The sequence below is a fragment of the Mycobacterium celatum genome, from assembly GCF_002101595.1.
Taxonomy (GTDB): Bacteria; Actinomycetota; Actinomycetes; order Mycobacteriales; family Mycobacteriaceae; genus Mycobacterium; species Mycobacterium celatum.
The window spans coordinates 96529-122923 of sequence record NZ_LQOM01000025.1; the positions used below are offsets into that span (position 1 = coordinate 96529).

The following is a 26395-nucleotide window of genomic DNA, read 5'->3' on the forward strand; positions in this document are numbered from 1 at the left end:
GGCCGAACCTATCGGGTGCGCGCCTGTGCTACCCAAGACGGATGACTGCAACGGCATTCGACGACCTCGACGACTACCTGGCGCTACCGCGGGTTTCCGGCTTGGCAGTGTCGGCCGACGGGTCCCGACTGGTGACCATGGTCGCCGAACTCGACGACAAGCGCGCCGAGTACGTCAGCGCGGTTTGGGAAGTCGACCCGGCCGGCCGGGCGCCCGCGCGCCGGCTGACCCGCGGTGCGCATGGTGAGTCGTCGCCCGCGTTCACCGCCGACGGCGACCTGTTGTTCGTGTCGTCGCGTCCGACATCCGATGACGACCGACCGCCGGCCTCGCTGTGGCGGTTGCCTGCCGCCGGCGGGGAAGCGGTCGAGGTGCTCAGCATGCCCGGTGGAGTCACCGCGGTGCGCACTGCGCGCGGCGCCGATGCGGCCGTGGTCGCCGCGCCGCTGTTGGCGTCGGCCGACGGTGTCGACGGCGATCGGCGGCTGCGGGATCTGCGCAAAGACGCCAAGGTGACCGCGATCCTGCACGACGGGTTTCCGGTTCGCTTCTGGGACAAGGATCTTGGCCCCGACCAACCGCACTTCTTCGATGCGTCCGGTCCGCGGGACCTGACCCCGAATCCAGGTGGCGCGCTGCGCGAGGCCGGGTTCGACATCAGCGCCGACGGCCGGTTCCTGGTGACCACGTGGCGGGTGCCCGGGCCCGGGCCCGCGCAACGGTCCGTGCTGGTGCGCGTCGAGCTGGCCTCCGGCGAACGCAGCGTGATCGCCGACGATCCGGACGCCGACCTCGGCAATCCCGCGATCTCGCCCGACGGAGCGGCCGTGGCGTTCACCCGCGAAACCATCTCCACCCCCGAGCGCGCGCCCCGAACGACGTTGCAATGCTTACGGTCCGGTGAGAAGCCGGTGACGCTGGCCGAAGACTGGGACCGCTGGCCGTCCTCGGTGACCTGGTCGCGCGACGGCGCCACGCTGATCGTGACGGCCGACCAGGCCGGGCGGATCCCGATTTTCGCCGTCGACACCGCCACCTCGGGAGTCACCCAACTCACCGACGACGATTTCGGCTACACCGACGTCGTCGCCGCACCCGGCGGGGTGCTGTACGCACTGCGCAGCTCCTATGCGACGCCGCCGCACCCGGTGCGAATCGATCCCGACGGCGCCATCACCGTGCTGCCGTGTACCGAATTGCCCACGCTGCCAGGGACATTGACGGAGCTCGACGTGGCCGCAGCGGACGGTACCGCGGTGCGCTCCTGGCTGGTCCTGCCCGAGGACACCGCGCCAGCGCCGTTGTTGCTGTGGATCCACGGCGGGCCGCTGGGCAGCTGGAACAGCTGGTCGTGGCGCTGGAACCCGTGGCTGATGGCCGCGAAGGGTTACGCCGTGCTGTTGCCCGACCCGGCGCTGTCCACCGGCTACGGACAGGCGTTCATTCAGCGTGGCTGGGGCGCCTGGGGCGGGCCGCCGTTCGAAGACCTGATGGCAGCCGTCGACGCCGCCTGTGGGCACCCGCGCGTCGACGCCACCCGCACGGCCGCGATGGGTGGGTCGTTCGGCGGCTACATGGCCAATTGGGTGGCGGGCCACACCGACCGGTTCGCCGCGATCGTGAGCCACGCCAGCCTGTGGGCCCTGGACCAATTCGGCCCGACCACAGATGTGGCCTACTACTGGCGCCGCGAGATGACCCCGCAGATGACCGCCGCCCATTCACCGCACCGATTCGTCGAGCGGATCACCACGCCCATGCTGATCATCCACGGCGACAAGGACTATCGCGTACCGATCGGTGAAGCGCTGCGGCTGTGGTACGAGCTGCTCGCGCAGTCCGGGCTGCCCGCCGCCGACGACGGCACCAGCCCGCACCGGTTCTTGTATTTTCCGTCGGAGCACCACTGGGTACTGGCACCGCAGCACACCAAGATTTGGTATCAGGTGGTGCTGGCGTTCCTGGCCGAACACGTGCGCGGGGAGACCGCCGAACTGCCCGAAGTCCTTGGAGTAGCGTCGCGCTCGTGACGGAAACGCGCGAGTTCGACATTGTGCTGTAAGGGGGCGACCGGCTTCGTGGGCAAGCTGACCGCCGAATACCTGGCCCGCGCCGGCGGTGACGCCCGCATTGCGCTTGCCGGCCGCTCCACGGAACGACTGGCCAAGGTGCGCGAAACCCTGGGCGCTGCGGGCCAATCCTGGCCGTTGCTGGAGGCCGACGCCTCGGCGCCGTCCACGCTGGATGCGATCGCCGCGCGGACACAGGTGGTCATCACCACGGTCGGGCCGTACACCCGCTACGGGCTGCCGCTGGTCGGCGCCTGCGCCGCGGCGGGTACCGACTACGCCGATCTGACCGGCGAGGCGATGTTCGTGCGCAACAGCATCGACCTGTGCCACAAGCAGGCCGCCGACACCGGCGCACGGATTGTGCATGCCTGTGGATTCGATTCCATCCCTTCGGATTTGACGGTGTACGCGCTGTATCGGGCCGTCAGCGACGACGGCACCGGGCAGCTTGCCGAGACCGACTTCGTGTTGCGGCGCTTCTCCGGCGGGCTCTCCGGCGGCACCATCGCCTCGGGGATGGAGATGATGCAGACCGCGTCCAGCGACCCGGATGCGCGGCGGCAAATCGCCGATCCCTACACACTGAGTCCCGACCGCGGCGCGGAACCCGATCTCGGCCGGCAGCCCGATCTGCCGTGGCGCCGCGGCCGCGACATCGCGCCGGAGCTGGCCGGCAGCTGGACCGCCGGATTCCTGATGGCGCCGTACAACACCCGAATTGTGCGGCGCAGCAACGCACTACTGGACTGGGCGTACGGCAGGCAATTCCGCTACAGCGAACACATGAGTGTGGGCTCGTCGCTCGTCGCGCCCGCGGCGTCGGCGATGGTCACCGGCGTGACCAACGTAATGTTCGGACTGGGCAACCGCTATTTCCGGCTGCTGCCGCGCCGGGTGGTGGAGCGTCTGGCGCCCAAACCGGGCACCGGTCCCAGCGAGGCAGTTCGCGAGCGCGGCCACTACCGCGTCGAGACATATGCGACCACCACCACCGGTGCGCGCTATGTGGCGACCATGGCGCAGCAGGGCGACCCGGGATACCAGGCGACCTCGGTGCTGCTCGGCGAGAGTGGTTTGGCGCTGGGGCTGGACCGCGACAAGCTGTCCGACCTGCGCGGGGTGCTCACACCGGCGGCCGCCATGGGTGACGCACTGTTGGCGCGGTTACCGGCCGCAGGCGTGACGTTGACAACCGCGCGATTGAATTGAGCTGCGCTGAACCGCTGTCCGGCAAGATCAACTGGACTACTGTCGTCACCGAATGACGACAACATCCCAGCAACGTTAGGTGGACGGGTCCATGGCCGGCCTTGACGATCTCTTCGCCCAAATTCCCACGAGTGACATTGCAGGCAAGCTCGGCGTCAACGAATCCGAGGTGAACAACGCGGTTCAACTGCTGGTGCCGGTGCTGGTCGGCGGTGTGCAGCAGAGCGCTCAGGATCCCGACAACGCCTCGGCGATCGAGTCGGAGGTCAGCAGCCACGCGGCCCGAGGTCTGATGGACACCGGCGCCGGCGTCGACCAAGTTGACGAGAACGCCGGAGCGCAGGCGATCGCGAAGATCTTCGGCGGCAACGACACCAGCCAGGTCGCCGCGGCGCTCTCGGGTTCCGGAGCCGGCAATGCCGATTTGATGCAGAAGTTGTTGCCGATCCTGGCCCCGATCGTGCTGGCCTACATCGGCAAGCAAATGACGCAGAAGGGCGGGCCGGCCGCGACCGAGGAGAAGGCCTCCGGCGGCGCGCTCAACGAGGTGCTGGGCAGCATCCTCGGCGGCATGTCCGGTAGCCGCAACAAGTCGCTGGGCGGCGTCTTGGGTGACGTGCTCGGCAGCAAAGCGGGCGATATCCTCGGCGGACTTTTCGGCAAGAAGTAACGCGCCCCACAAGGGCGGAGGTCGAGGCGGGCCGTCGCCCTCCATAGAATTGACCGGTGACCAGCCCGAGCCGCGCCGCCGATGCCCTGCCCAAGTCCTGGGATCCGGGCGCGGTCGAGAGCACCATCTACCAGCGGTGGGTGGACGCCGGCTACTTCACAGCGGATCCGACCAGCGCCAAACCCGGGTATTCGATCGTGCTGCCGCCGCCCAACGTGACCGGCGAGCTGCACATGGGCCACGCGCTGGACCACACCCTGATGGACGTGTTGACCCGCCGCAAGCGGATGGCTGGCTACGAGGTGTTGTGGCTGCCGGGCATGGACCACGCCGGCATCGCCACCCAGATCGTGGTGGAAAAGCAACTCGCCGTCGACGGCAAGACCAAAGAGGACCTCGGCCGCGAACTGTTCGTCGACAAGGTGTGGGACTGGAAGCGTGACTCCGGCGGCACCATCGGCGCGCAGATGCGCCGGCTCGGCGACGGGGTGGACTGGAGCCGCGACAGGTTCACCATGGACGAGGGCCTGTCCCGCGCGGTGCGCACGATTTTCAAGCGGCTCTACGACGCCGGGCTGATCTATCAGGCTGAGCGGCTGGTGAATTGGTCGCCGGAACTGGAAACCGCGATCTCCGATCTCGAGGTCCGCTACGAAGACGTCGAGGGCGAGCTGGTGTCGTTCCGTTACGGCTCACCCGAGGGGCCCAGCATCGTGGTGGCCACCACCCGGGTGGAGACGATGCTGGGTGACACCGCGATCGCGGTGCATCCCGACGACGAACGCTACCGCGACCTCGTCGGCGCCACCCTGCCCCACCCGTTCGTCGACCGCCAGCTCGTTGTCGTCGCCGACGAGCATGTCGACCCCGAATTCGGTACCGGCGCAGTCAAAGTCACGCCGGCCCATGACCCCAACGACTTCGAGATCGGCCTGCGCCACGAGCTGCCGATGCCCACCATCATGGACAGCAGGGGCCGGATCTCCGATACCGGAACGCAATTCGACGGCATGGACCGCTTCGAGGCCCGGGTCGCCGTGCGGGAGGCGCTGGCGCAGCAGGGCCGCATCGTGGCCGAGAAACGGCCTTACCTGCACAGCGTCGGGCACTCCGACCGCACCGGCGAGCCGATCGAGCCGCGGCTGTCGCTGCAGTGGTGGGTGCGAGTGGAATCGCTGGCCAAGGCCGCCGGCGACGCGGTGCGCAACGGCGACACCGTGATTCACCCGGCCAGCCTGGAGCCGCGTTTCTTCGGCTGGGTCGACGACATGCACGACTGGTGCATATCCCGGCAGCTGTGGTGGGGGCATCGCATCCCGATCTGGCACGGCCCCAACGGCGAGCAGGTGTGCGTCGGGCCCGACGAAACCCCGCCCGAGGGCTGGGAGCAGGACCACGACGTCCTGGACACCTGGTTTTCCTCCGCGCTGTGGCCGTTTTCCACCATGGGCTGGCCCGAGCGCACTCCTGAGCTGGAAAAGTTCTATCCGACAAGCGTTTTGGTCACCGGCTACGACATCCTGTTCTTCTGGGTGGCCCGGATGATGATGTTCGGCACCTTCGTCGGCGACGACGACGCGATCACGCTGGGCGGGCGTCGCGGGCCGCAGGTGCCGTTCACCGACGTGTTCCTGCACGGGCTGATCCGCGACGAGTTCGGGCGCAAGATGAGCAAGTCGAAGGGCAACGGCGTCGACCCGCTGGACTGGGTGGAGAAGTTCGGCGCGGACGCGCTGCGCTTCACGTTGGCCCGCGGCGCCAGCCCTGGCGGAGATTTGTCCATCGGCGAAGACCATGTCCGGGCCTCGCGCAACTTCGGCACCAAGCTGTTCAACGCCACCCGGTTCGCGCTGCTCAACGGCGCGGCCGTCGCGCCGCTGCCCGACCTCGAGGAGCTGACCGACGCCGACCGCTGGATCCTGAGCCGGCTGGAAGAGGTTCGCGCCGAAGCGGATTCGGCGTTCGACCGCTACGAGTTCAGCCGGGCGTGCGAGGCGCTCTACCACTTCACCTGGGACGAGTTCTGCGACTGGTACGTCGAACTGGCCAAGACGCAACTGGCCGAGGGGCTCGCGCACACCAACGCGGTGCTGGCCGCGGTGCTGGACACGCTGCTGCGGCTGCTGCACCCGGTGATCCCGTTCATCACCGAGGCGCTGTGGCAGGCTCTGACCGGCCAGGAGTCGCTGGTGATCGCCGACTGGCCCAAGCCGTCCGGTATCGCATTGGATTCCGTTGCCGCACAACGCGTTACCGATATGCAGAAGCTGGTGACCGAGGTCCGTCGGTTCCGCAGCGACCAGGGTCTGGCCGATCGGCAGAAGGTGCCGGCCCGGCTCTCCGGCATCGACGACGCCGATCTCGGCACCCAGGTGGGTGCGGTGACGTCGCTGGCGTGGCTGACCGCGCCTGGCGAGCAGTTCAGCCCGTCGGCTTCCCTGGAGGTGCGCCTGGAGGGCGGCACCGTCGTCGTCGAACTCGACACCTCGGGCACCATCGACCTGGATGCCGAAAGACGGCGCCTGGAAAAGGATTTGGCCGCCGCGCAAAAGGAATTGGCCGGCACCAGCGCCAAACTCGACAACAGGGCCTTCTTGGACAAGGCGCCCGCGGCCGTCGTCGACAAGATCCGCGACCGCCAGCGGGTGGCCCGTGAGGAAGTGGACCGCATCACCAGCCGCCTGGCCGCGATGTGACCGAAACACCCACCCCCGACGAGATCGCGTCGCTGCTGCAGGTCGAGCACCTGCTCGATCAGCGTTGGCCGGAAACGAAAATCGAGCCCAGCCTGACCCGCATCAGCGCGCTGATGGACCTGCTCGGCTCCCCGCAGCGCAGCTATCCCTGCATTCACATCGCCGGCACCAACGGCAAAACCTCGGTGGCGCGGATGGTCGACGCGCTGCTGACCGCACTGAACCGGCGCACCGGCCGCACCACCAGCCCGCATCTGCAGTCGGCGGTCGAGCGCATCGCAATCGACGGCAAGCCGATCAGCCCGGCACGGTATGTGGCGACCTACCGGGAGATCGAACCGTTCGTGCAGATCATCGACCAGCAGTCGCAGGCTGGTGTTTTCGGGGAGGCTGGCCCGCGACTGAGCAAGTTCGAGGTGCTCACCGCGATGGCGTTCGCTGCGTTCGCCGACGCGCCGGTCGACGTCGGGGTCATCGAGGTCGGGCTGGGCGGCCGCTGGGACGCCACCAACGTCATCGACGCGCCGGTCGCCGTCATCACCCCGATCAGCATCGACCACGTCGACTACCTGGGCGCCGACCTCGCCGGGATCGCGGGCGAGAAGGCTGGCATCATCACCGGGTCCGACACGGTCGCGGTGATCGGCCGACAGCGGCCCGAAGTGATGGAAGTGCTTCTGGCGCAATCGGTTCGGGCCGACGCCGCAGTGGCCCGCGAGGATTCCGAGTTCGCGGTGGCCGACCGCCAGATCGCCGTCGGGGGGCAGCTTTTGACGCTGCAGGGTCTCGGCGGGGTGTACTCCGACGTCCACCTGCCGCTGCACGGCGAACACCAGGCCCACAACGCGGCGCTGGCCTTGGCGGCGGTCGAGGCGTTCTTCGGTGCCGGCAAAGACCGTCAGCTCGACGTCGACTCTGTTCGGGCCGGGTTCGCCGCCGTCACCAGCCCGGGCCGGCTGGAGCGGATGCGCAGCGCCCCGACGGTGTACATCGACGCCGCGCACAATCCGGCCGGAGCCGCCGCGCTGGCCCAGACACTGGCCGAAGAGTTCGACTTCCGGTTTCTGGTCGGAGTGATCAGCGTGCTGGCCGACAAAGACGTCGACGGCATCCTCGCCGCGCTCGAGCCCGTGCTGGACCGGATCGTGGTCACCCACAACGGGTCGCCGCGGGCCCTGGACGTCGAGTCGCTGGCGTTGACGGCGCAGCAGCGGTTCGGGCCGGACAGGGTGCTCGCCGCGGCGGACCTCCGGGACGCCATCGACACCGCAACCGCGTTGGTCGACGAGGCCGGCGCCGAGGGCGAAAAGTTCTCCGGAACCGGCATCGTCATCACCGGCTCGGTGGTCACCGCCGGGGCGGCCCGCACATTGTTCGGCAAGGATCCGGCGTGACCGCCCCGGACCCGTGGAAGAGCTTCCGCGGCGTGATGGCCGGCACGCTGATCCTCGAGGCGATCGTGGTGCTGCTTGCCCTGCCCGTGGTCGGCGCGGTCGGCGGCGGCCTAACGCCGGCCGCGCTGACATATCTGATCGGCTTGGCGGTGGTGCTGGTCCTGCTCGCCGGGGTGCAGGGCCGGTCCTGGGCCATCTGGGCGAACCTCGCGGTGCAGGCGGTGGCGATTGCCGGGTTTCTGGTGTATCCGGGGGTCGGGTTCATCGGGTTGCTCTTCGCCGGGGTGTGGGCGCTGATTGCTTATTTCCGCGCCGAGGTACTGCGCCGGCAGCGACGCGGCCTTTTGCCCGGCCAGCAGCGGCCTCCGGAGTGATTCGCCAGGTACGCTGTCCGCGATGCGCGCCGGCGACGATGCAGAGCAAAGCGATGAGGAGGAGCGGCGCTTGATGATTGAGCGGACTCTGCTGTTGATCAAGCCCGACGGCGTGCAGCGGCGCTTGGTGGGCGAGATCATCGGCCGCATCGAGCGCAAGGGGTTGACCTTCGCCGCCCTGGAATTACGCGACGTCGCCGACGAGCTGGCCCGCCGGCACTACGCCGAGCACGAGGGCAAGTCGTTTTTCACGCCGTTGCTGGAGTTCATCACGTCGGGGCCGGTGGTCGCGGCAATCGTCGAGGGGCCGCGAGCCGTCGCGGCGGTCCGCCAACTCGCCGGCGCCACCGACCCGGTGGAGAAGGCGGCGCCGGGCACCATCCGCGGCGACTTTGGGCTGGAGACGCAGTTCAACCTGGTGCACGGCTCCGATTCGGCGGAGTCGGCCGAGCGTGAAATCGCGCTGTGGTTCCCGCAGGCCTAGCGAACAGACGCAGAATCGCACAAATCTCGATCGGATCGTGCGATTCTGCGTCTTCCCGTCGGAGGGGTCGGCCCCGGACTGACCGTATGGGATACTGGAGCACGGGTGAACGTCGCCGGACCGGCTTCCGACGCCCGAATGAAGACTTCGACAAGCGCGACCACCGCTACCCGCGATGCGGCGCCGACTGTCCAGCCATCATTCAGACCGGGCGCCAAGCGAGTTCGACACGAGCCGCTCGGCGCGAGACCAGCACAAGCCCGGGAGAAGTGACCCGGGCACATAGCGAAGCCCTCGCGTGGCCGCGTCTGCACGACGCGCCCGGGGGCTTGAGGAGATTACGTGATAGACGGTGCCCCATCCTCAGACCTTCCAGAAGACCCGTCCCAGCGCGAGGAACTGCCCGACCGGCTGAGGGTCCATTCGCTGGCCCGAGCGCTGGGCACGACCAGCAGACGGGTGCTCGACGCGCTCACCGAACTGGACGGCCGGATCCGCAGCGCGCATTCCACGGTGGACCGCGCCGACGCGGTCCGGGTGCGCGATCTGCTGGCCGCCGCGCCGGCGGCCCACGCTGGGGTCGATGAGGCGGCCGAACCCGAGTCGAGGCTGATGCTGGAGACGACGGTCGAGCGCCCCGAATACATGCCGCTGTTCGTCGCGCCGCAACCGATCGAGGTGGGCGACGACCGGTACGACTCTGCGGGCTCCGAGGACGACGCGGACGACGACGACGCGGCCGACACCGACGAGGAGCAGACCGACCGGCCGGCCGGTCGGCGCCGCCGCCGGGGCCGTCGCGGTCGTGGCCGCGGCCGCGGTGAGCAGGGCGCAGGAGACAGCCGCGAGCAGGCCGACGACGGCGACGACGACCAGGACGCCGACGCCGATGGCGACGACACCGACGGCGGCGACGACAACAACGCGACCGAAACGGCGACCCGTCGCCGCCGGCGCCGTCGTCGCCGCAAGGCCGGCTCGGCCGAGGACACCGACGACGGCCCGTCGCCCGACGACCCGCCCAACACCGTGGTGCACGAGCGCACCCCGCGCACCGACAAGGACACCGACGACAAGGACAGCGGCGAGATCCAGGGCATCAACGGCTCGACCCGGCTGGAGGCCAAGCGGCAGCGCCGCCGCGATGGGCGCGACGCGGGACGCCGGCGCCCACCGGTCCTGAGCGAGGCCGAGTTCCTGGCTCGTCGCGAGGCGGTCGAGCGGGTGATGGTGGTGCGCGACAAGGTTCGCACCGAGCCGCCGCACCCCGGCGCCCGCTACACCCAGATCGCCGTGCTCGAGGACGGCATCGTCGTCGAGCACTTTGTGACGTCGGCTGCCTCTGCCTCGCTGGTCGGCAACATCTACCTGGGCATCGTGCAGAACGTGTTGCCGTCGATGGAGGCGGCGTTCGTCGACATCGGCCGCGGGCGCAACGGCGTGCTCTACGCCGGCGAGGTCAACTGGGAGGCCGCGGGCCTGGGCGGCGCCAACCGCAAGATCGAGCAGGCCCTCAAGCCCGGCGACTACGTCGTCGTCCAGGTCAGCAAGGATCCGGTCGGCCACAAGGGTGCCCGGTTGACCACCCAGGTGTCGCTGGCCGGCCGCTACCTGGTGTACGTGCCGGGCGCGTCGTCGACCGGGATCAGCCGCAAACTGCCCGACACCGAACGCCAGCGGCTCAAGGAAATCCTGCGCGAGGTGGTGCCGTCCGACGCCGGGGTGATCATCCGCACCGCGTCGGAAGGCGTCAAAGAAGACGACATCCGCGCCGACGTGAACCGCCTTCAGGAGCGGTGGGCTCAGATCGAGGCCAAGGCAGCAGAGATCAAGGAAAAGGCCGCCGGGGCAGCGGTTGCGCTCTACGAAGAACCCGACGTGCTGGTCAAGGTCATCCGCGACTTGTTCAACGAGGACTTCGCCGAGCTCATCGTCTCCGGCGACGAGGCCTGGAACACGATCAACGAGTACGTGAATTCCGTTGCGCCCGAACTTCTTCCGAAGCTGACGAAATACGAGGCGCCCGGCTCGGACGGCCAGGAGGGGCCCGATGTGTTCGCGGTGCACCGCATCGACGAGCAGCTGGCCAAGGCGATGGACCGCAAGGTGTGGCTGCCCTCGGGCGGCACCCTGGTGATCGACCGGACCGAGGCGATGACCGTCGTCGACGTCAACACGGGCAAGTTCACCGGCTCGGGCGGCAACCTCGAGCAGACCGTCACCAAGAACAACCTGGAAGCGGCCGAGGAAATCGTGCGCCAGCTGCGGCTGCGCGACATCGGCGGCATCATCGTCATCGACTTCATCGACATGGTCCTCGAGTCCAACCGCGACCTGGTGCTGCGCCGGCTCACTGAGGCCCTGGCCCGCGACCGCACCCGTCACCAGGTGTCCGAAGTCACCTCACTGGGCCTGGTGCAGCTCACCCGCAAACGGCTGGGCACCGGGCTCATCGAAGCGTTCTCGACCACCTGCCCGCACTGCAGCGGCCGCGGGATCACGCTGCACGCCGACCCCGTCGACTCCACCTCGGCGACCGGTCGCAAGTCCGAAGGCGGCCGGCGGGGCCGGCGGTCGAAGAAGGGCAAGGCCGACGAGGTGCCCGTGGCCAAGGTGCCCGCCCACGCGCCCGGCGAGCACCCGATGTTCAAGGCGATGGCCGCCGCCAACGGCCGCCACGACGGCGACACCGAGGATGCCGAGGCGCCGACACCGGGTGAAGAACCCGACACGCAGACCGACGAGGACGTTGCCCGCGAGGTCGCGGACGAGGACCTGGACGACACCGACTTCGACGAAACCGAAACCGAAGACGACGAGGACGAGGTCGAACTCGACGACGACGAGGACATCGACGAGGACATCGACGAGGATCTCGACGACGAAGACGAAGACGAAGACCTCGACGACATCGACGACATCGACGACGAGGATCTCGACGACGACTCCGACGAGTCGGAGGACACCGCTGATCAATCCGTCGTCACCGCGTCCGTGGAGCGACCACGGCGGCGGCGCGCCGCGGCCCGTCCCGCCGGGCCGCCAATCCACGAGGACTGACCGGGCCGAACTGAGCCGGTTTGATCCTGTAGCCGCTGGTCACGTATCCTTGATCAGTTGTCGCCAGGCTCAGCTAGGCGAACCCTCAGACCCACCGCGCGCAGCCCCGGGTAACGCGCGCCCGAAGATCCCGACGAAGAAGGGCAGACGTGATGGCGACCTACGCAATCGTCAAGACCGGCGGCAAGCAGTACAAGGTCGCGGTCGGAGACGTCGTCAAGGTCGAGAAGCTCGACTCCGAGCCCGGCGCCAAGGTGTCGCTGCCGGTCGCGCTGGTGGTCGACGGCGCCAACGTCACCACCGACGCTGCCGCGCTGGCCAAGGTGAACGTGACCGGCGAAGTGCTCGAGCACACCAAGGGCCCCAAGATCCGTATCCACAAGTTCAAGAACAAGACCGGCTACCACAAGCGTCAGGGTCACCGTCAGCAGCTGACGGTCCTGAAGGTGACCGGCATCAAGTAGCAGCGGAGGCGACACGACATGGCACACAAAAAGGGCGCTTCCAGCTCACGCAATGGCCGCGATTCAGCCGCCCAGCGGCTCGGCGTGAAGCGGTTCGGCGGCCAGCTCGTCAAGGCCGGCGAGATTTTGGTGCGGCAGCGGGGTACTCATTTCCATCCCGGCACTAACGTCGGCCGCGGCGGCGACGACACGCTGTTCGCCAAGGCGGCCGGTTCCGTGCAGTTCGGTGTCAAGCGGGGCCGCAAGACCGTCAGCATTGTGCCGGCCGGCCGGGACTAAGCGTCGCGAGTGTTCGCACTCGATGAGTAAGAGGAAGCCCGATGGCTCGGTTTGTCGACCGCGTCGTCATCCACGCGCGAGCGGGCTCCGGCGGTAACGGCTGCGCCTCGGTCCATCGCGAAAAATTCAAGCCGCTCGGCGGCCCGGACGGCGGCAACGGCGGGCGCGGCGGCAGCGTCATCCTGGTTGTCGACCCGCAGGTGCACACCCTGCTGGACTTTCACTTCCACCCGCATGTCGTCGCACCGTCCGGCAAGCAGGGGATGGGTGGCAACCGCGACGGCGCCGCCGGCGCCGATCTGGAAGTCAAGGTTCCCGACGGCACGGTCGTGCTCGACGAAGACGGCCGACTGCTCGCCGATCTGGTCGGCGCCGGCACCCGCTTCCTGGCTGCCGCCGGTGGCCGCGGCGGGCTGGGCAACGCTGCGCTTGCATCACGGGCCCGCAAGGCGCCGGGTTTCGCGCTGCTCGGCGAAAAGGGGCAAGCCCGCGACCTGACCCTCGAGCTCAAGACCGTCGCCGACGTCGGGCTGATCGGATTCCCGTCGGCCGGCAAATCGTCTTTGGTGTCGGCAATTTCGGCGGCAAAGCCGAAAATCGCCGACTACCCGTTCACCACGCTGGTGCCCAACCTCGGGGTGGTCTCGGCGGGGGAGCGCACCTACACGGTTGCCGACGTGCCGGGCCTGATACCGGGCGCGTCGGCGGGCCGCGGCCTGGGCCTGGATTTCTTACGGCACATCGAGCGATGCGCGGTCCTGGTGCATGTAGTGGATTGTGCGACCGCGGATCCCGGCCGCGACCCGGTCTCCGACATCGACGCGCTGGAAGCCGAGCTGGCCGCGTATCAGCCGACTCTGCAAGGGGATTCGACGCTCGGCGACCTCACCGAGCGACCACGGGCGGTGGTGCTCAACAAGGTCGACGTGCCGGAGGCCCGCGAGCTTGCCGAGTTCGTCCGTGACGACATCGCCGAGCGCGGCTGGCCGGTGTTCTCGGTTTCCACGGCGACGCGAGAAGGCTTGCAGCCGTTGATCTTCGCGCTGGCCGACATGGTCGACGAATATCACGCGGCCCAGCCGGTGGTGGTGCCACGGCGGCCGGTGATCCGCCCCGTCCCGGTCGACGAGACTGGTTTCACCGTGCAGCCCGACGGGCAGGGCGGATTCGTGGTGTGCGGCGAGCGGCCCGAACGCTGGATCGCGCAGACCGACTTCGACAATGACGAGGCGGTCGGCTATCTGGGTGACCGACTGGCTCGGCTCGGCGTCGAGGACGAACTGCTGCGGCTCGGCGCCCAGCCGGGATGCGCAGTCACCATCGGCGACATGACATTTGACTGGGAGCCCCAGACAGCCGCAGGCGTGGATGTTCAATTGTCGAGCCGCGGCACCGACGCGCGCCTGGACCGCACCGAGCGCGTCGGGGCCGCCGAACGCAAGGCCGCACGCCGCCAACGTCGCGCCGGCGACGATGCAGAGCGAAGCGATGAGGAGGAGCGGCGCATATGACCAATGCGCACCAAACATGAGCGCGCGCGACGCTATCCGGACCGCGCGGCGCGTCGTCGTCAAGGTTGGCACCACCGCATTGACCACGCCCACCGGGATGTTCGACGCCGGCCGGCTGGCCGGGCTGGCCGACGCGATCGAGGCGCGGATGAAGGCCGGCTCCGACGTCGTGATCGTCTCCTCCGGCGCGATCGCAGCAGGCATCGAGCCGCTCGGATTATCGCGCCGCCCAACCGATTTGGCGACCAAGCAAGCGGCGGCCAGCGTCGGGCAGGTGGCGCTGGTGAACTCGTGGAGCGCGGCGTTCGCCCGCTATCAGCGCACGGTCGGGCAGGTGCTGCTGACCGCGCACGACATTTCGATGCGGGTCTCGCACACCAACGCTCAGCGCACCCTGGACCGGCTGCGGGCCCTGCACGCGGTGGCGATCGTCAACGAGAACGACACGGTGGCCACCAACGAGATCCGGTTCGGCGACAACGACCGGCTCTCGGCGCTGGTCGCGCATCTGGTGGGCGCCGACGCGCTGGTGCTGCTCTCCGACATCGACGGTCTCTATGACGCCGACCCGCGCAAGGGGCCAGCGCGGTTCATTGCGGAGGTGTCCGGTCCGGCCGACCTGGATGGTGTGATCGCCGGGCAGAGCAGCCAACTGGGCACCGGTGGAATGGCGTCGAAGGTGTCCTCGGCGATGCTGGCCGCCGACGCAGGCGTTCCGGTGCTCCTGGCCGCCGCCGCCGACGCCGCCACCGCGCTGGCCGACGCCTCGGTGGGCACGGTGTTCGCCGCGCGGCCCGACCGCATGTCGGCGCGACGGTTCTGGGTGCGCTACGCCGCGGAATCGGCCGGCTCGCTGACGCTGGACGAGGGCGCGGTGCGCGCGGTGCTCGGACAACGCCGCTCTCTGCTGCCCGCGGGGATCACGGCGCTGTCGGGCCGCTTCTACGGCGGTGACGTCGTGGAGCTGCGCGGCCCGGACGCGACCACGGTGGCGCGCGGCGTCGTCGCCTACGACGCCGCCGAGCTGGCCACGATGATGGGACGCTCGACGTCCGAGCTGCCCGCCGAACTGCGTCGGCCAGCCGTGCACGCCGACGACCTGGTCGCCTTCTAGCGTCCGAGCAGACGCAGAATCGCACGATCCGGCGCCCGAACGTGCGATTCTGTGTCTGCTCGCGCTACCGAACGGGCTCCAGATATAAGGCGCTCCAGACGATTTCGGTGAGCGCCTGCGCCAACTCGGCGTCATAGTCGGGCGGTGAACCCGGAAGGTTCTGCTGACAGGTCCGCTCGACCATCCAGGTCAGCGCCTTGGCGGTAGTGGCCGCCGGCAGCGTGTGCCGGATGGAGCCGTCGGCCTGGCCATCCTCGATGACCCGGGTCACCCGCCCCGAAATCCAGTCCAATTGATCGCGATAAGCCGCGCCGACCAATGCGTCGTAACCGGCCATTTCGTTCAACGCGACCAGGAGCGGTTGGTGACGCCGATAGTTGGCGATGATGCCGGTGATCGCGGCACGGACATCGTCGGGATTGCGCCGGGACGCCGTGCCCCACCAGCGTTCGGCGGCGTCGGCGAGATCACCGAAGACCTGGCCGGCGAGCCGGCGCACCAGATCGCCCTTGTCCTCGAAGTAGACGTAGAAGCTGGCGCGTGACATACCGGCCTCGGTGGCCAGCCGGTCCACGGACAGTTCGGTGAAGCTCGCGCCGTCGCGCATCAGCCGCTCCGTGGCGTCGAGCAATCGCCGCTCGATCTGCTCGCGCCGCTCCTGCCGCTTGGCCTGCGGCTTGCGGGTTACCGAGGGCATGCATCAAAGAATAGCTGACATCTTGACTAGACACTATGTCTAGGCTTAGCGTCGCCGCTATGACTGCCCGCCGTTACGACCCGATCGACTTGTCCTCGCGCGCGTTCTGGTCCACCACTGCCGCGGAGCGGGAACGCTCGTTTGCCGTGCTGCGAGCCGAACGACCGGTCAGCTGGCACCCACCGGTCGAAGACGCCATGCTGAACGATCCCGACGACTCCGGTTTTTGGGCGATCACCCGCCACGCCGACATCGTCACGGTGAGCCGCACCAACGACGTGTTCCTGTCCGGCAAAGGCGTGATGTTCGAGAACTATCCCGAGGAAGTGCTCGAATCGACTCAGTCCTTCCTGGCCATGGACCCGCCGAGGCATACCATGCTGCGCAAGCTCGCTACGGCCGCGTTCACCCCCCGGCAGGTCCGGCGGATCGAGGACTCGATCAAGGCGAACGCGAAAACCATCGTCGAGGAACTTCGCGCCGCCGGCAGCGGCGCCGATTTCGTCGAGCACTGCGCCAAGGAACTGCCACTGCGCACGTTGTCGGACATGGTCGGCATTCCGGATGCCGAGCGCGAGCGCGTCGCACAAGCCGCCGACGCCCTGGTGTCGACAACCGACCCGGTCTTTCTCGGCGGTCGCAACCCGTTGGAGGTCATGTTCGAAAACGTGATGTATCTGCACCAGGTCGCCGGCAGGCTGGCCGCAGAGCGACGCGCGCATCCCGGCGACGACCTGTTCAGCAGCCTGGTCAACGCCGAAGTCGACGGCGATCGGTTGACCGACGCCGACGTGGCCGCGTACTTTGTGTTGCTCGCCGTGGCCGGCAACGACACCACCCGCCAAACCACCAGCCACGCCCTCAAGGCGCTCACCGACTTCCCGGACCAACGAGCCTGGCTTCGGGAGGATTTCGACAAACGCATCGGGACGGCGGTCGAGGAGTTCATCCGGTGGGCTTCGCCGGTGATGAACTTCCGGCGCACGGCCGCAACCGATTACGAGCTGGGGGGCCAGACTATTCGTGCCGGCGAGAAGGTGGCGATGTTCTATGCGTCCGGCAATCGGGACGACCGGGTGTTCGAACAACCGCACCGCTTCGACCTGAGCCGAGACCCCAACCCGCACATCGGTTTCGGCGGCGGCGGACAGCATTACTGCCTAGGGACACATGTGGCCCGGGCGCAGCTGCGCGCCATCTTCGGTGAGTTGCTCCGGCAGCTACCCGATATCGAGGCCGGCGATCCGGAATACCTGGCGGGCAGCTTCATTCACGGCATCCGCAAGATGCCATGCAGCTGGTGAGTTCGGCGCGATTGTCTGCGCTTAGCGCTGATTATCGCGCCGAATTCGCGGCGGTGAGCCCGTCGGCCAGCAGTGTCAGCAACTCCGAGCAGCCGCCGTCGACCTTGACGGTGGCCAAATCGTCGCCGCGGGTGGGGCCGCGGTTGATGATCGCGATCGGCATGCCGCGCGCCGCGGCATGCCGGATAAACCGGTAGCCGGAGAACACCGTCAGCGACGACCCCGCCACCAGCAGCGCCTCAGCGCCGTCGACCAGCGAATAGGCTTGGGCAACACGGTCTTTGGGCACATTTTCGCCGAAGTAGACGATGTCGGGCTTGAGCATCCCGCCGCATGACGGGCAGTCCAGGTAGCGGAACGAAGCGGTGTCCGCGACGACGGCGTCGGCGTCGGGAGCCACCGCCAGCCCGCCGACGGCCTCCGCTCGCTCGATAAAGCCTGGATTCAAAGCCTCCAACTGCTCGGCCAGCGCGGCCCGCGACATCGTCAGCCCACACCGCAAACACGCCACCTGCGCGTAGCTTCCGTGCAGATCGACCACCGTCCGGCTGCCGGCCTTGGTGTGCAGCAGGTCGACGTTCTGGGTGATCACGCCGGTCACCACGCCGGCCTCCTCGAGCGTGGCCAGGGCGCGATGCCCGGCGTTGGGCAGCGTGTCGTCCATGTGCCGCCAACCGACATGATTGCGGGCCCAATACCGTTGCCGGAACACCGGATCGGAGGTGAACTGGCGGATTGTCATGGGATTGCTGGGCGGCGAATCCGGCCCGCGGTAGTCGGGGATGCCCGAATCGGTGGAGATTCCGGCGCCGGTCAGCACCGCCACCCGGCGACCGGCCAGCGCGGCAACCAGCTCAGGGGATTCCACCCGTCCGAGCCTAACCACCCGACGCGAGCGTGGGGTGTCGCAAGTGGCGTGCGGACAATTCCCGGGTTTGCGCACGCTCGCGCACTTCAGTCCAGACAGTCCGCCGCCGTCGTCAGCTCGGCTTCCATGTTGGTCTCCATCATCTTCAGCGCCGCCGCGCCCAACTCGGCGTCGATGTGGGCGACCGCATCGCGCGGCACCACGACCGGAAAGTGGCGCACATAGGCGTCCAGCGCGCTGTAGAGGATGCACTGCTCGGTGACCTGCCCGGTCAAAATCAACCGTTTGGTGTCCAGACGGCCCAGCAGATACGCCACCGGGGTCGCATAGAACACACTGTGGCGCACCTTGGTCACCTGACGGCTGCCCTCGGCCGGCACGATCGGGCGCACCAGATCCGGACGCGCGCCGTCGAGCGCCGACGCGACGATGTCGGAGAACTCGGCGGTGAAATCGCCGTAGTTGTCGTTGACGTACACCAGGTCGACGTCGTCGCGCTCACGCGCCCGGCGGACCAGATCGGCCAGCGGATCGATGATGTCTTCGACATTGGGTATCAGTAGTTCGGCGTCGGAATGCTGATACCCGTTCAGCATGTCGACGACCAGCACAGCGGTGTCGCTCATGATCAGTTGATACCCGATGGGCAACTATTGACACCGGCCGGGCGACAATGAGGGGACGATGGACTTCTACAACGCCTACAGCCAGGGCTTTATCCGCGTCGCCGCCTGCACGCAGCACACCACGATCGGCGACCCGGCGGCCAACGCCGCCTCGGTCCTTCGGATCGCCCGGGAATGCCACGACGACGGCGTCGGCCTGGCCGTTTTCCCCGAATTGGCGCTGTCCGGTTACTCGATCGAGGACATCCTGCTGCAGGACGTCCTCCTCGATGCCGTCGAGGATGCGGTGCTCGACATCGTCGTGGCCTCCACGGATCTGCTGCCGGTCCTGGTGGTCGGCGCGCCGCTGCGCCGCCAGCACCGCATCTACAACACCGCCGTCGTCATCCATCGCGGCGCGATTCTCGGGGTGGCGCCCAAGTCGTACCTGCCGACCTACCGCGAGTTCTACGAACGCCGCCAGATCGCACCGGGAGACGGCGAGAACGGCACCATCCGGATCGGCGACGTGGCAGCCCCGTTCGGGCCCGACTTACTGTTCTCCGCGTCCGATCTGCCCGATTTCGTGTTGCACGTCGAAATCTGCGAGGACATGTTCGTGCCGATCCCGCCGAGCGCGGAGGCGGCGCTGGCCGGTGCGACGGTGTTGGCCAACCTGTCCGGCAGCCCGATCACGATCGGTCGCGCCGGAGACCGCTGCCTGCTGGCACGCTCGGCGTCGGCGCGCTGCCTGGCCGCCTACGTCTACGCCGCCGCCGGGGAAGGGGAGTCGACCACCGACCTGGCCTGGGACGGCCAGACGATGATCTGGGAGAACGGGGTACTGCTCGCCACGTCGGAACGCTTCCCCAAAGGCGAACGACGCTCAGTTGCCGACGTCGACCTCGAATTGCTGCGCTCCGAGCGGCTGCGGATGGGTACGTTCGACGACAACCGTCGCCACCATCGTGAACTGGCAGCGTCGTTCCGCCGCATCGAGTTTCGGCTGGATCCACCGGGCGGCGACATCGGCCTGCTGCGGGAGACCCAGCGGTTCCCGTTTGTGCCGTCCGATGCGAACCGGCTGGAACAGGATTGCTACGAGGCCTACAACATCCAGGTTGCCGGGCTCGAGCAGCGGCTGCGCGCCCTGGACTACCCGAAGATCGTCATCGGCATTTCCGGCGGGCTGGACTCGACGCACGCGCTCATCGTCGCCGCCCGGGCGATGGATCGGGAAAACCGGCCCCGCAGCGACATTCTGGCGTTCACGTTGCCGGGATTCGCCACCGGCGATCGCACCAAGAAAAACGCGGTCAGGCTGTCGCGGGCGCTGGGCGTCACGTTCGAAGAGATCGACATCAGCGACACGGCCAAGCTGATGCTCACCAATATGGATCACCCGTTCGCGCGCGGCGAAGAGGTCTACGACGTCACGTTCGAGAACGTCCAGGCGGGCCTGCGCACCGACTATCTGTTCCGGCTGGCCAATCAGCGGGGCGGCATCGTGCTGGGCACCGGGGATCTGTCCGAGCTGGCGCTGGGCTGGTCAACCTACGGTGTGGGCGACCAGATGTCGCACTACAACATCAACAGCGGGGTACCGAAAACGCTGATCCAGCATCTGATTCGCTGGGTGATTTCGTCGGGACAGTTCGACGAGGAGGTGTGCGACACGCTGCAGTCGGTGCTGGACACCGAAATCACCCCGGAACTGGTGCCCGCCGGCGAGGACGAGGAGATCCAGAGCAGCGAGGCCAAGGTCGGACCGTATGTGCTGCAAGACTTTTCGCTGTTTCAGGTGTTGCGCTTCGGCTTCCGCCCGTCGAAGATCGCGTTTTTGGCGTGGCACGCGTGGAGCGATCCCGACCGTGGAAGCTGGCCGCCCGGCTTCCCGGAAGACAAGCGGCCGTCGTACTCGTTGAGCGAGATTCGGCACTGGCTGCATGTTTTTGTGCAGCGGTTCTACTCGTTCAGCCAGTTCAAGCGTTCGGCACTGCCCAACGGGCCCAAGGTGTCGCACGGCGGTTCGCTGTCCCCGCGCGGGGACTGGCGAGCACCGTCGGACATGTCGGCGCGCGCCTGGCTCGAGGAGATCGAGCGCGACATCCCCGAGGAGTGAGGGCCTTTGCGTCGAGTGTGGGGTTGTTGAGGGAGATCGTGCCGTTTCACCACAACAACTCGACGCTGGACGCCATGGTCACAACCGGCCGTCGACCCGCAGATCGGGATGTACCCAGTTCGGCGATCGTCGTTCGCTGAATGCAAGGAAGCCTTCGACGGCCTCCGGCCCTTCGATGCTGGCCTCCATGCCGATCCGGTCGTAGAGCCCGAGGTAGTTGTCCAGGCTTGCTTTGACGACCCGTCGCGCGCCGGGCGCGGTGCGACAACACCGGGCCAGCACGTCGCGCGCGGCGTCCATCAGCTCGTCATGGGCAACCATCCGCGCAACCATGCCCCACTCGACGGCCTCCGCCGCGGTCAGGGTGCGCCCGGTGAACATCAGGTCGCGGGTGCGGACCGGCCCGACGATGCGCGCCAGCATCTGGCTGTAGTAGGTGTCGGCGATACCGCGGTACAACTCCGGCACCCGGAACGTCGCGCGGTCGCTGACCACCGCGACGTCGCTGCACATCGCGATCTGCAACCCGCCGCCCTGGCACAGGCCGTTGACCGCGGACACCACCGGCTTGGCCGACTTGCGCAGCGTGTCAAACGGTGTCACATCCAGCGACAGCGCCGAGCCCCACTGCATCCAGTTGTCGTCGCCCCCGCCGCCAAGATCGCCGCCGGGCGCAAACACATCACCGCTGCCGGTGATGATCAGCCCCGCCAAATCGGCGTCGGCGTTGACCCGGCTGACCGCGTAGCGGATGCCGAAGTACATCGCCGGCGTCATGGCGTTGCGCGCCTGCGGCCGGTCCAGCGTGACGATCGCGAACGGGCCCTCGCGGGTGAATTTCAGGAACTTGGTTCCCAACCAATCGCCCTCGGGCGGGCGTGGACTGCTGTCTGCGCTCGGCATCACAGGACGATAACTCAGGCGCCGACGGCGGCATCGTCGATGGCCTTGCTCAGCGGAGCGCAGTCCCCGGCGCCGGGCACCAGCGTCGCCAGCGCACCGGCCGCGCAGGCCCGCCGCAACGCGTAGTCGCGACCGGTCAGCCATCCGGCGGCCAGCACACCGGCGAACACATCGCCTGCGCCGGCGGTGTCGACCGCCTTAACCGTCGGCGCCGGAACCGCAAAGCTCTCCCCGGGGCCCGTATAGGTTGCGCCGGCGGCGCCGCGGGTGATCACCCGATGTTCCACCGGCCAAACCCAGTGCTCGGCTTCGGTTTCGTTGACGATCAGCACGTCGGTGAGCTCGGCCAGCTCGTGCGGGTCGCGGCCCGCCGGTGAGGCGTTGACCATGACGACCGCGCCGGCCGCGCGCGCTTGCCGGGCGGCCGCCGCCGCAGTCGCAACCGGAATCTCCAACTGCAGCAACAACACATCGCACTCGGCGACGATCGTGCGGACCGCATCCGAGTCCACCGTCACGTGGCCGTTGGCGCCCGTTGCGACGACGATCGCGTTCTCGCCGGCGGAATCCACCATCACGACCGCCGTCCCGCTGGGCCCGGCCACGGCGATCAGCCCTTCGGTGCCAACTCCGTTCGCGGCCAGGTGTGCGCGCAGGCGCTCGGCCGCCGCATCGTCACCGACCGCACCGACGAACTGCACCCGCGCACCCGCGCGGGCCGCGGCCACTGCCTGATTGGCGCCTTTACCGCCGGGCGTGGTGCGAACCGATGTCGCCAGCACTGTTTCACCTGGGCGCGGCAACGCCTCGACGTCGAAGACGGTGTCCATGTTCACGCTGCCCACCACGCAAATCCGTGCCGTCATTGCGCCGACGTTATGGAGTCGCATCTGGTTACACAACGAGTTGGCCCGTCGCACGTCGCGGGTAGCCGTGTCGTCGCAGTTCCTCGACGCCCGATACCCTGATCTGATGAGTGTGCACGCACCGCCGCGGCCCGACCTGCGCCAAGAGGTCCACGACGCCGCCCGCCGGGCACGCGTCGCCGCGCGGGCGCTGGCCACGCTGCCGACGGTCGCCAAGGATCACGCGCTGCGCGCCGCAGCCGACGCAGTGGTGGCCCACGTCGACCAGATTGTCGGGGCAAACGCCGACGACCTGAACGCCGCCCGGGCCGCAGGCACGCCGGAGGCCATGCTCGACCGGCTCGCGCTGAACCCGCAACGCATCGACGGCATCGCCGACGGGTTACGCCAGGTCGCCGGGCTGCCCGACCCGGTCGGGGAAATCTTGCGCGGCTACACCCTGCCCAACGGGCTGCAGCTGCGCCAGCAGCGGGTCCCGCTGGGCGTGGTCGGCATGGTTTACGAGGGCCGGCCCAACGTCACCGTCGACGCGTTCGGTTTGGCGCTCAAATCCGGCAACGCCGCACTGCTGCGTGGCAGCTCGTCGGCCGCCAAATCCAACGCCGCGCTGGTCGACGTGCTCCGTGCTGCGCTCCGCACCGAGGACCTGCCGGCCGACGCGGTCCAGCTGCTCGACAGCTCGGACCGCTCGACCGTCACCCACCTGATCCAGGCCCGCGGGCTGGTCGACGTGGTGATCCCGCGCGGGGGAGCCGGCCTGATCGACGCCGTGGTGCGCGACGCGCAGGTGCCGACCATCGAAACCGGTGTCGGCAACTGCCACGTCTACGTCGACGGCGCCGCCGACCTGGAGATGGCCGAGCGGGTGCTGCTGAACTCCAAGACGCGGCGGCCCAGCGTGTGCAACGCCGCCGAGACGCTGTTGGTCGACACGGCGATCGCCGGCCAGGCCCTGCCCCGGCTGGTCGGGGCGCTGCAAGACGCCGGGGTCACCGTGCACCTCGACGCCTCCGACGACGAGCTGCGCCGCGAATTCCTCTCGATGGATATCGCGGTGGCGGTGGTCGACGGCGTCGACGCCGCGATCGACCACATCAACGAATACGGCACCGGACACACCGAATCGATCGTCACCACGAATATGGCTGCGGCACACCGGTTTACCGAACGGGTCGACGCCGCCGCGGTGATGGTGAACGCGTCGACGGCGTTCACCGACGGCGAGCAGTTCGGTTTCGGCGCCGAGATCGGCATCTCCACGCAGAAGCTGCACGCCCGCGGCCCGATGGGGCTGCCGGAATTGACCTCGACCAAGTGGATCGTCTGGGGAGACGGCCACACCCGTGTCCCCTAGGAGAATCCCCGTGACCGTTCCCGCCCGGCCCGTGCCCCTTTTCGCCGACATCGACGACGTCGGCCGTCGGCTGGCCGAAACCGGCTACCTGCCCGACACCGCCACCGCGACCGCAGTATTCCTGGCTGACCGGCTGGGCAAGCCGTTGCTGGTCGAAGGTCCGGCCGGGGTCGGCAAGACCGAGCTGGCCCGCGCCGTCGCGCAGGCCACCGGATCGGGCCTGGTCCGCCTGCAGTGCTACGAGGGCGTCGACGAGGCCCGCGCCCTGTATGAGTGGAATCACGCCAAGCAGATCCTGCGCATTCAGGCCGGTTCGGGCGACTGGGACCAGACCAAGACCGACGTGTTCAGCGAGGAGTTCCTGCTGTCGCGGCCGCTGCTGACCGCGATCCGGCGCACCGAGCCGACCGTGCTGCTGGTCGACGAGACCGACAAGGCCGACATCGAGATCGAGGGCCTGCTGCTGGAGGTTTTGAGCGACTTTGCGGTGACGGTGCCGGAGCTGGGCACCATCACCGCCGAGCGGGCGCCGTTCGTGGTGCTGACTTCCAACGCCACCCGCGAGCTGTCCGAGGCGCTCAAACGTCGCTGCCTCTTCCTGCACATCGACTTTCCCAGCCCCGAGCTGGAACGCCGAATCCTGCTGTCCCGTGTGCCCGAGCTGCCGGCGCACATCGCCGACGAGTTGGTGCGCATCATCGGCGTACTGCGCGGCATGCAGCTCAAGAAGCTGCCGTCGGTGGCCGAGACCATCGACTGGGGCCGCACGGTGCTGGCGTTGGGCCTGGACACCATCGACGACGCGACGATCGCTGCCACGCTGGGCGTCGTGCTCAAACATCAGTCCGACCAGCAACGTGCTGGCGCAGAGCTTCGCTTGAACTGATGGCCGTTCGCCGCGTTCGTCCCAGCCAGCCGCTGGCCCCGCACGGGCTGCCCGGCCATCTGGTAGAGTTCGTGGAAGCCCTTCGCGGGCAAGGCATTTCGGTCGGCCCGTCGGAGACGGTGGACGCCGGTCGAGTGATGGCGGTGCTCGGCTTGGGTGACCGGGAGGTGCTGCGTGAGGGCATCGCCTGTGCGGTGCTGCGCCGGCCCGACCACCGCGAGACCTACGACGCGATGTTCGACCTGTGGTGGCCGGCGGCGCTGGGCACGCGGGCGGTGGTGACGGACGAGGTCGAGGACGCCCTTCCCGATTTGCAGTTGCCGCCCGACGACGTCGAGGCGATGCGTCAGATGCTGGTGGATCTGCTGACCGAGAACGCCGACCTGGCCGACATGGACGAGCGGTTGGTCGCGATGATCGCCCAAATCGTCGAGGCCTACGGCAAATACAGCTCCAGCCGTGGCCCGTCGTACTCGTCGTATCAGGCGCTCAAGGCGATGGCGCTGGACCAGCTCGAGGGAAGGCTGCTGGCCGGGCTGCTCGCCCCGTACGGCGACGAGCCCACTCCGACGCAGGAGGAGATCGCCAAAGCGCTGGCTGCACAACGCATCACCCAGTTGCGCAAGATGGTGGACGCTGAAACCAAGCGGCGCACCGCCGAACAACTCGGGCGCGACCACGTTCAGATGTATGGCATCCCACAGCTTTCCGAGAACGTCGAGTTCCTGCGCGCCTCCGGTGACCAGTTGCGCCAGATGCGCCGGGTGGTCGCGCCGCTGGCCCGCACCCTGGCAACCCGGCTCGCGGCGCGGCGCCGCCGCGCCCGCGCGGGGGCCATCGATCTGCGCAAGACGCTGCGCCGCTCGATGTCCACCGGCGGCGTGCCGATCGACCTGGTGCTGCGCAAACCGCGGCCGGCCCGCCCGGAGCTGGTGGTGCTGTGCGACGTGTCCGGATCGGTGGCCGGGTTCAGCCACTTCACGCTGCTGCTGGTTCACGCGCTGCGCCAACAGTTCTCGCGCGTGCGCGTGTTTGCCTTCATCGACACCACCGACGAGGTAACGCACTTGTTCGGGCCCGACGCCGACCTGGCGGTGGCCATCCAGCGGATCACCCGGGAGGCCGGCGTCTACACCCGCGACGGGCATTCGGATTACGGCAATGCGTTCGTGTCGTTCACCGACCAATTCCACAATGCGTTGTCGCCGCGCAGTTCGCTGCTGGTGCTCGGCGACGGCCGCACCAACTACCGCGACCCGGCCATCGACGTGCTGTCGCACATGGTGACCGCGAGCCGGCATGCGCATTGGCTCAACCCCGAGCCCAAACACCTATGGGGCAGCGGGGATTCAGCGGTGCCGCGCTACCAAGAGGTGATCACCATGCACGAATGCCGGTCGGCCAAACAGCTGGCCGCGGTTATCGACCAACTGCTGCCCATTTAGCCGCGAGCGTGCGTGTCA

21 protein-coding genes and 1 pseudogene are annotated in these 26395 nt (G+C 68.3%); 17 read left to right on the forward strand and 5 right to left on the reverse strand.

Annotation, left to right across the window (positions count from 1 at the left end; translation table 11 throughout):
* Positions 1-41 precede the first annotated feature (41 nt).
* The 12 genes and pseudogenes from AWB95_RS10035 (at position 42) to proB (ending at position 15327) form a co-directional block, all read left to right on the forward strand.
* Positions 42-2030 (forward strand): S9 family peptidase, encoded by a 1989-nt coding sequence (locus AWB95_RS10035; RefSeq protein ID WP_085168137.1) that lies wholly within the window; start codon positions 42-44, stop codon positions 2028-2030.
* A pseudogene (locus AWB95_RS10040) lies at positions 2027-3281 on the forward strand (saccharopine dehydrogenase family protein). Before AWB95_RS10035 ends, AWB95_RS10040 begins: the two are co-directional and overlap by 4 nt.
* Positions 3282-3372: 91 nt before the next feature.
* The gene (locus tag AWB95_RS10045) at positions 3373-3951 is read left to right on the forward strand and encodes a DUF937 domain-containing protein (RefSeq protein ID WP_062538612.1); all 579 of its coding nucleotides are present in this window, start codon (positions 3373-3375) and stop codon (positions 3949-3951) included.
* Between the two features lie 56 nt (positions 3952-4007).
* On the forward strand, positions 4008-6647 hold the full coding sequence (locus AWB95_RS10050) for a valine--tRNA ligase (RefSeq protein ID WP_062538613.1): 2640 nt from the start codon (positions 4008-4010) through the stop codon (positions 6645-6647).
* A complete protein-coding gene (gene folC / locus AWB95_RS10055) occupies positions 6644-8041 on the forward strand; it encodes a bifunctional tetrahydrofolate synthase/dihydrofolate synthase (RefSeq protein ID WP_062538614.1) in 1398 nt (465 codons plus the stop codon). Before AWB95_RS10050 ends, folC begins: the two co-directional genes overlap by 4 nt.
* Positions 8042-8076: 35 nt before the next feature.
* Positions 8077-8415 carry a DUF4233 domain-containing protein gene (locus AWB95_RS10060; protein WP_084706928.1) on the forward strand — a complete coding sequence of 113 codons (339 nt, stop codon included), beginning with the start codon at positions 8077-8079 and terminating at the stop codon, positions 8413-8415.
* A 73-nt stretch (positions 8416-8488) separates the two neighbouring features.
* Positions 8489-8899, forward strand: coding sequence for a nucleoside-diphosphate kinase (ndk, locus tag AWB95_RS10065; RefSeq protein ID WP_062538616.1), 411 nt, complete (start codon positions 8489-8491; stop codon positions 8897-8899).
* A 342-nt stretch (positions 8900-9241) separates the two neighbouring features.
* Positions 9242-11959 (forward strand): ribonuclease E, encoded by a 2718-nt coding sequence (gene rne, locus AWB95_RS10070; RefSeq protein ID WP_085168139.1) that lies wholly within the window; start codon positions 9242-9244, stop codon positions 11957-11959.
* Positions 11960-12111: 152 nt separating this feature from the next.
* Complete coding sequence (rplU, locus tag AWB95_RS10075) at positions 12112-12423, forward strand: 50S ribosomal protein L21 (protein WP_045374535.1); 312 nt, start codon at positions 12112-12114, stop codon at positions 12421-12423.
* A gap of 18 nt (positions 12424-12441) precedes the next feature.
* On the forward strand, positions 12442-12702 hold the full coding sequence (gene rpmA / locus AWB95_RS10080; protein ID WP_062541680.1) for a 50S ribosomal protein L27: 261 nt from the start codon (positions 12442-12444) through the stop codon (positions 12700-12702).
* Positions 12703-12743: 41 nt separating this feature from the next.
* On the forward strand, positions 12744-14213 hold the full coding sequence (gene obgE / locus AWB95_RS10085; protein WP_085168141.1) for a GTPase ObgE: 1470 nt from the start codon (positions 12744-12746) through the stop codon (positions 14211-14213).
* Positions 14214-14229: 16 nt separating this feature from the next.
* Entirely contained in the window at positions 14230-15327 is a 1098-nt protein-coding gene (gene proB / locus AWB95_RS10090) for a glutamate 5-kinase (protein ID WP_085168143.1), read from the forward strand.
* A 64-nt stretch (positions 15328-15391) separates the two neighbouring features.
* On the opposite strand, the gene AWB95_RS10095 is transcribed toward proB, so the two are convergent.
* Positions 15392-16024 carry a TetR/AcrR family transcriptional regulator gene (locus AWB95_RS10095; protein ID WP_062541419.1) on the reverse strand — a complete coding sequence of 211 codons (633 nt, stop codon included), beginning with the start codon at positions 16022-16024 and terminating at the stop codon, positions 15392-15394.
* A 59-nt stretch (positions 16025-16083) separates the two neighbouring features.
* Here AWB95_RS10095 and AWB95_RS10100 point away from each other — a divergent pair, with 59 nt between their 5' ends.
* Positions 16084-17328, forward strand: coding sequence for a cytochrome P450 (locus AWB95_RS10100; protein ID WP_232315749.1), 1245 nt, complete (start codon positions 16084-16086; stop codon positions 17326-17328).
* A 31-nt stretch (positions 17329-17359) separates the two neighbouring features.
* Here the strand turns inward: AWB95_RS10100 and AWB95_RS10105 are convergent, their stop codons facing one another.
* A complete protein-coding gene (locus AWB95_RS10105; protein ID WP_062541421.1) occupies positions 17360-18196 on the reverse strand; it encodes an NAD-dependent protein deacetylase in 837 nt (278 codons plus the stop codon).
* An 86-nt stretch (positions 18197-18282) separates the two neighbouring features.
* Entirely contained in the window at positions 18283-18822 is a 540-nt protein-coding gene (locus tag AWB95_RS10110) for a cysteine hydrolase family protein (RefSeq protein ID WP_062541423.1), read from the reverse strand.
* A gap of 58 nt (positions 18823-18880) precedes the next feature.
* Between AWB95_RS10110 and AWB95_RS10115 the strand changes: the two genes are divergently transcribed.
* Positions 18881-20923 carry an NAD(+) synthase gene (locus tag AWB95_RS10115; protein WP_062541422.1) on the forward strand — a complete coding sequence of 681 codons (2043 nt, stop codon included), beginning with the start codon at positions 18881-18883 and terminating at the stop codon, positions 20921-20923.
* 78 nt (positions 20924-21001) lie between these two features.
* Here AWB95_RS10115 and AWB95_RS10120 read toward each other — a convergent pair whose 3' ends face one another.
* Both AWB95_RS10120 and AWB95_RS10125 read right to left on the reverse strand, forming a co-directional pair.
* Positions 21002-21826 (reverse strand): enoyl-CoA hydratase/isomerase family protein, encoded by an 825-nt coding sequence (locus AWB95_RS10120; RefSeq protein WP_062541424.1) that lies wholly within the window; start codon positions 21824-21826, stop codon positions 21002-21004.
* 14 nt (positions 21827-21840) lie between these two features.
* Complete coding sequence (locus AWB95_RS10125) at positions 21841-22692, reverse strand: ribokinase (protein WP_085168145.1); 852 nt, start codon at positions 22690-22692, stop codon at positions 21841-21843.
* Positions 22693-22798: 106 nt separating this feature from the next.
* On the opposite strand from AWB95_RS10125, the gene AWB95_RS10130 reads away from it, so the two are divergent.
* Genes AWB95_RS10130 through AWB95_RS10140 form a run of 3 tightly spaced genes read left to right on the forward strand, consistent with a single transcriptional unit; the run spans position 22799 to position 26377 of the window.
* Positions 22799-24046, forward strand: coding sequence for a glutamate-5-semialdehyde dehydrogenase (locus AWB95_RS10130; RefSeq protein ID WP_085168147.1), 1248 nt, complete (start codon positions 22799-22801; stop codon positions 24044-24046).
* Positions 24047-24056: 10 nt separating this feature from the next.
* Positions 24057-24932 (forward strand): AAA family ATPase, encoded by an 876-nt coding sequence (locus tag AWB95_RS10135; RefSeq protein WP_062541015.1) that lies wholly within the window; start codon positions 24057-24059, stop codon positions 24930-24932.
* Complete coding sequence (locus tag AWB95_RS10140) at positions 24932-26377, forward strand: vWA domain-containing protein (RefSeq protein ID WP_085168149.1); 1446 nt, start codon at positions 24932-24934, stop codon at positions 26375-26377. Before AWB95_RS10135 ends, AWB95_RS10140 begins: the two co-directional genes overlap by 1 nt.
* The last annotated feature ends 18 nt before the right edge of the window (positions 26378-26395 follow it).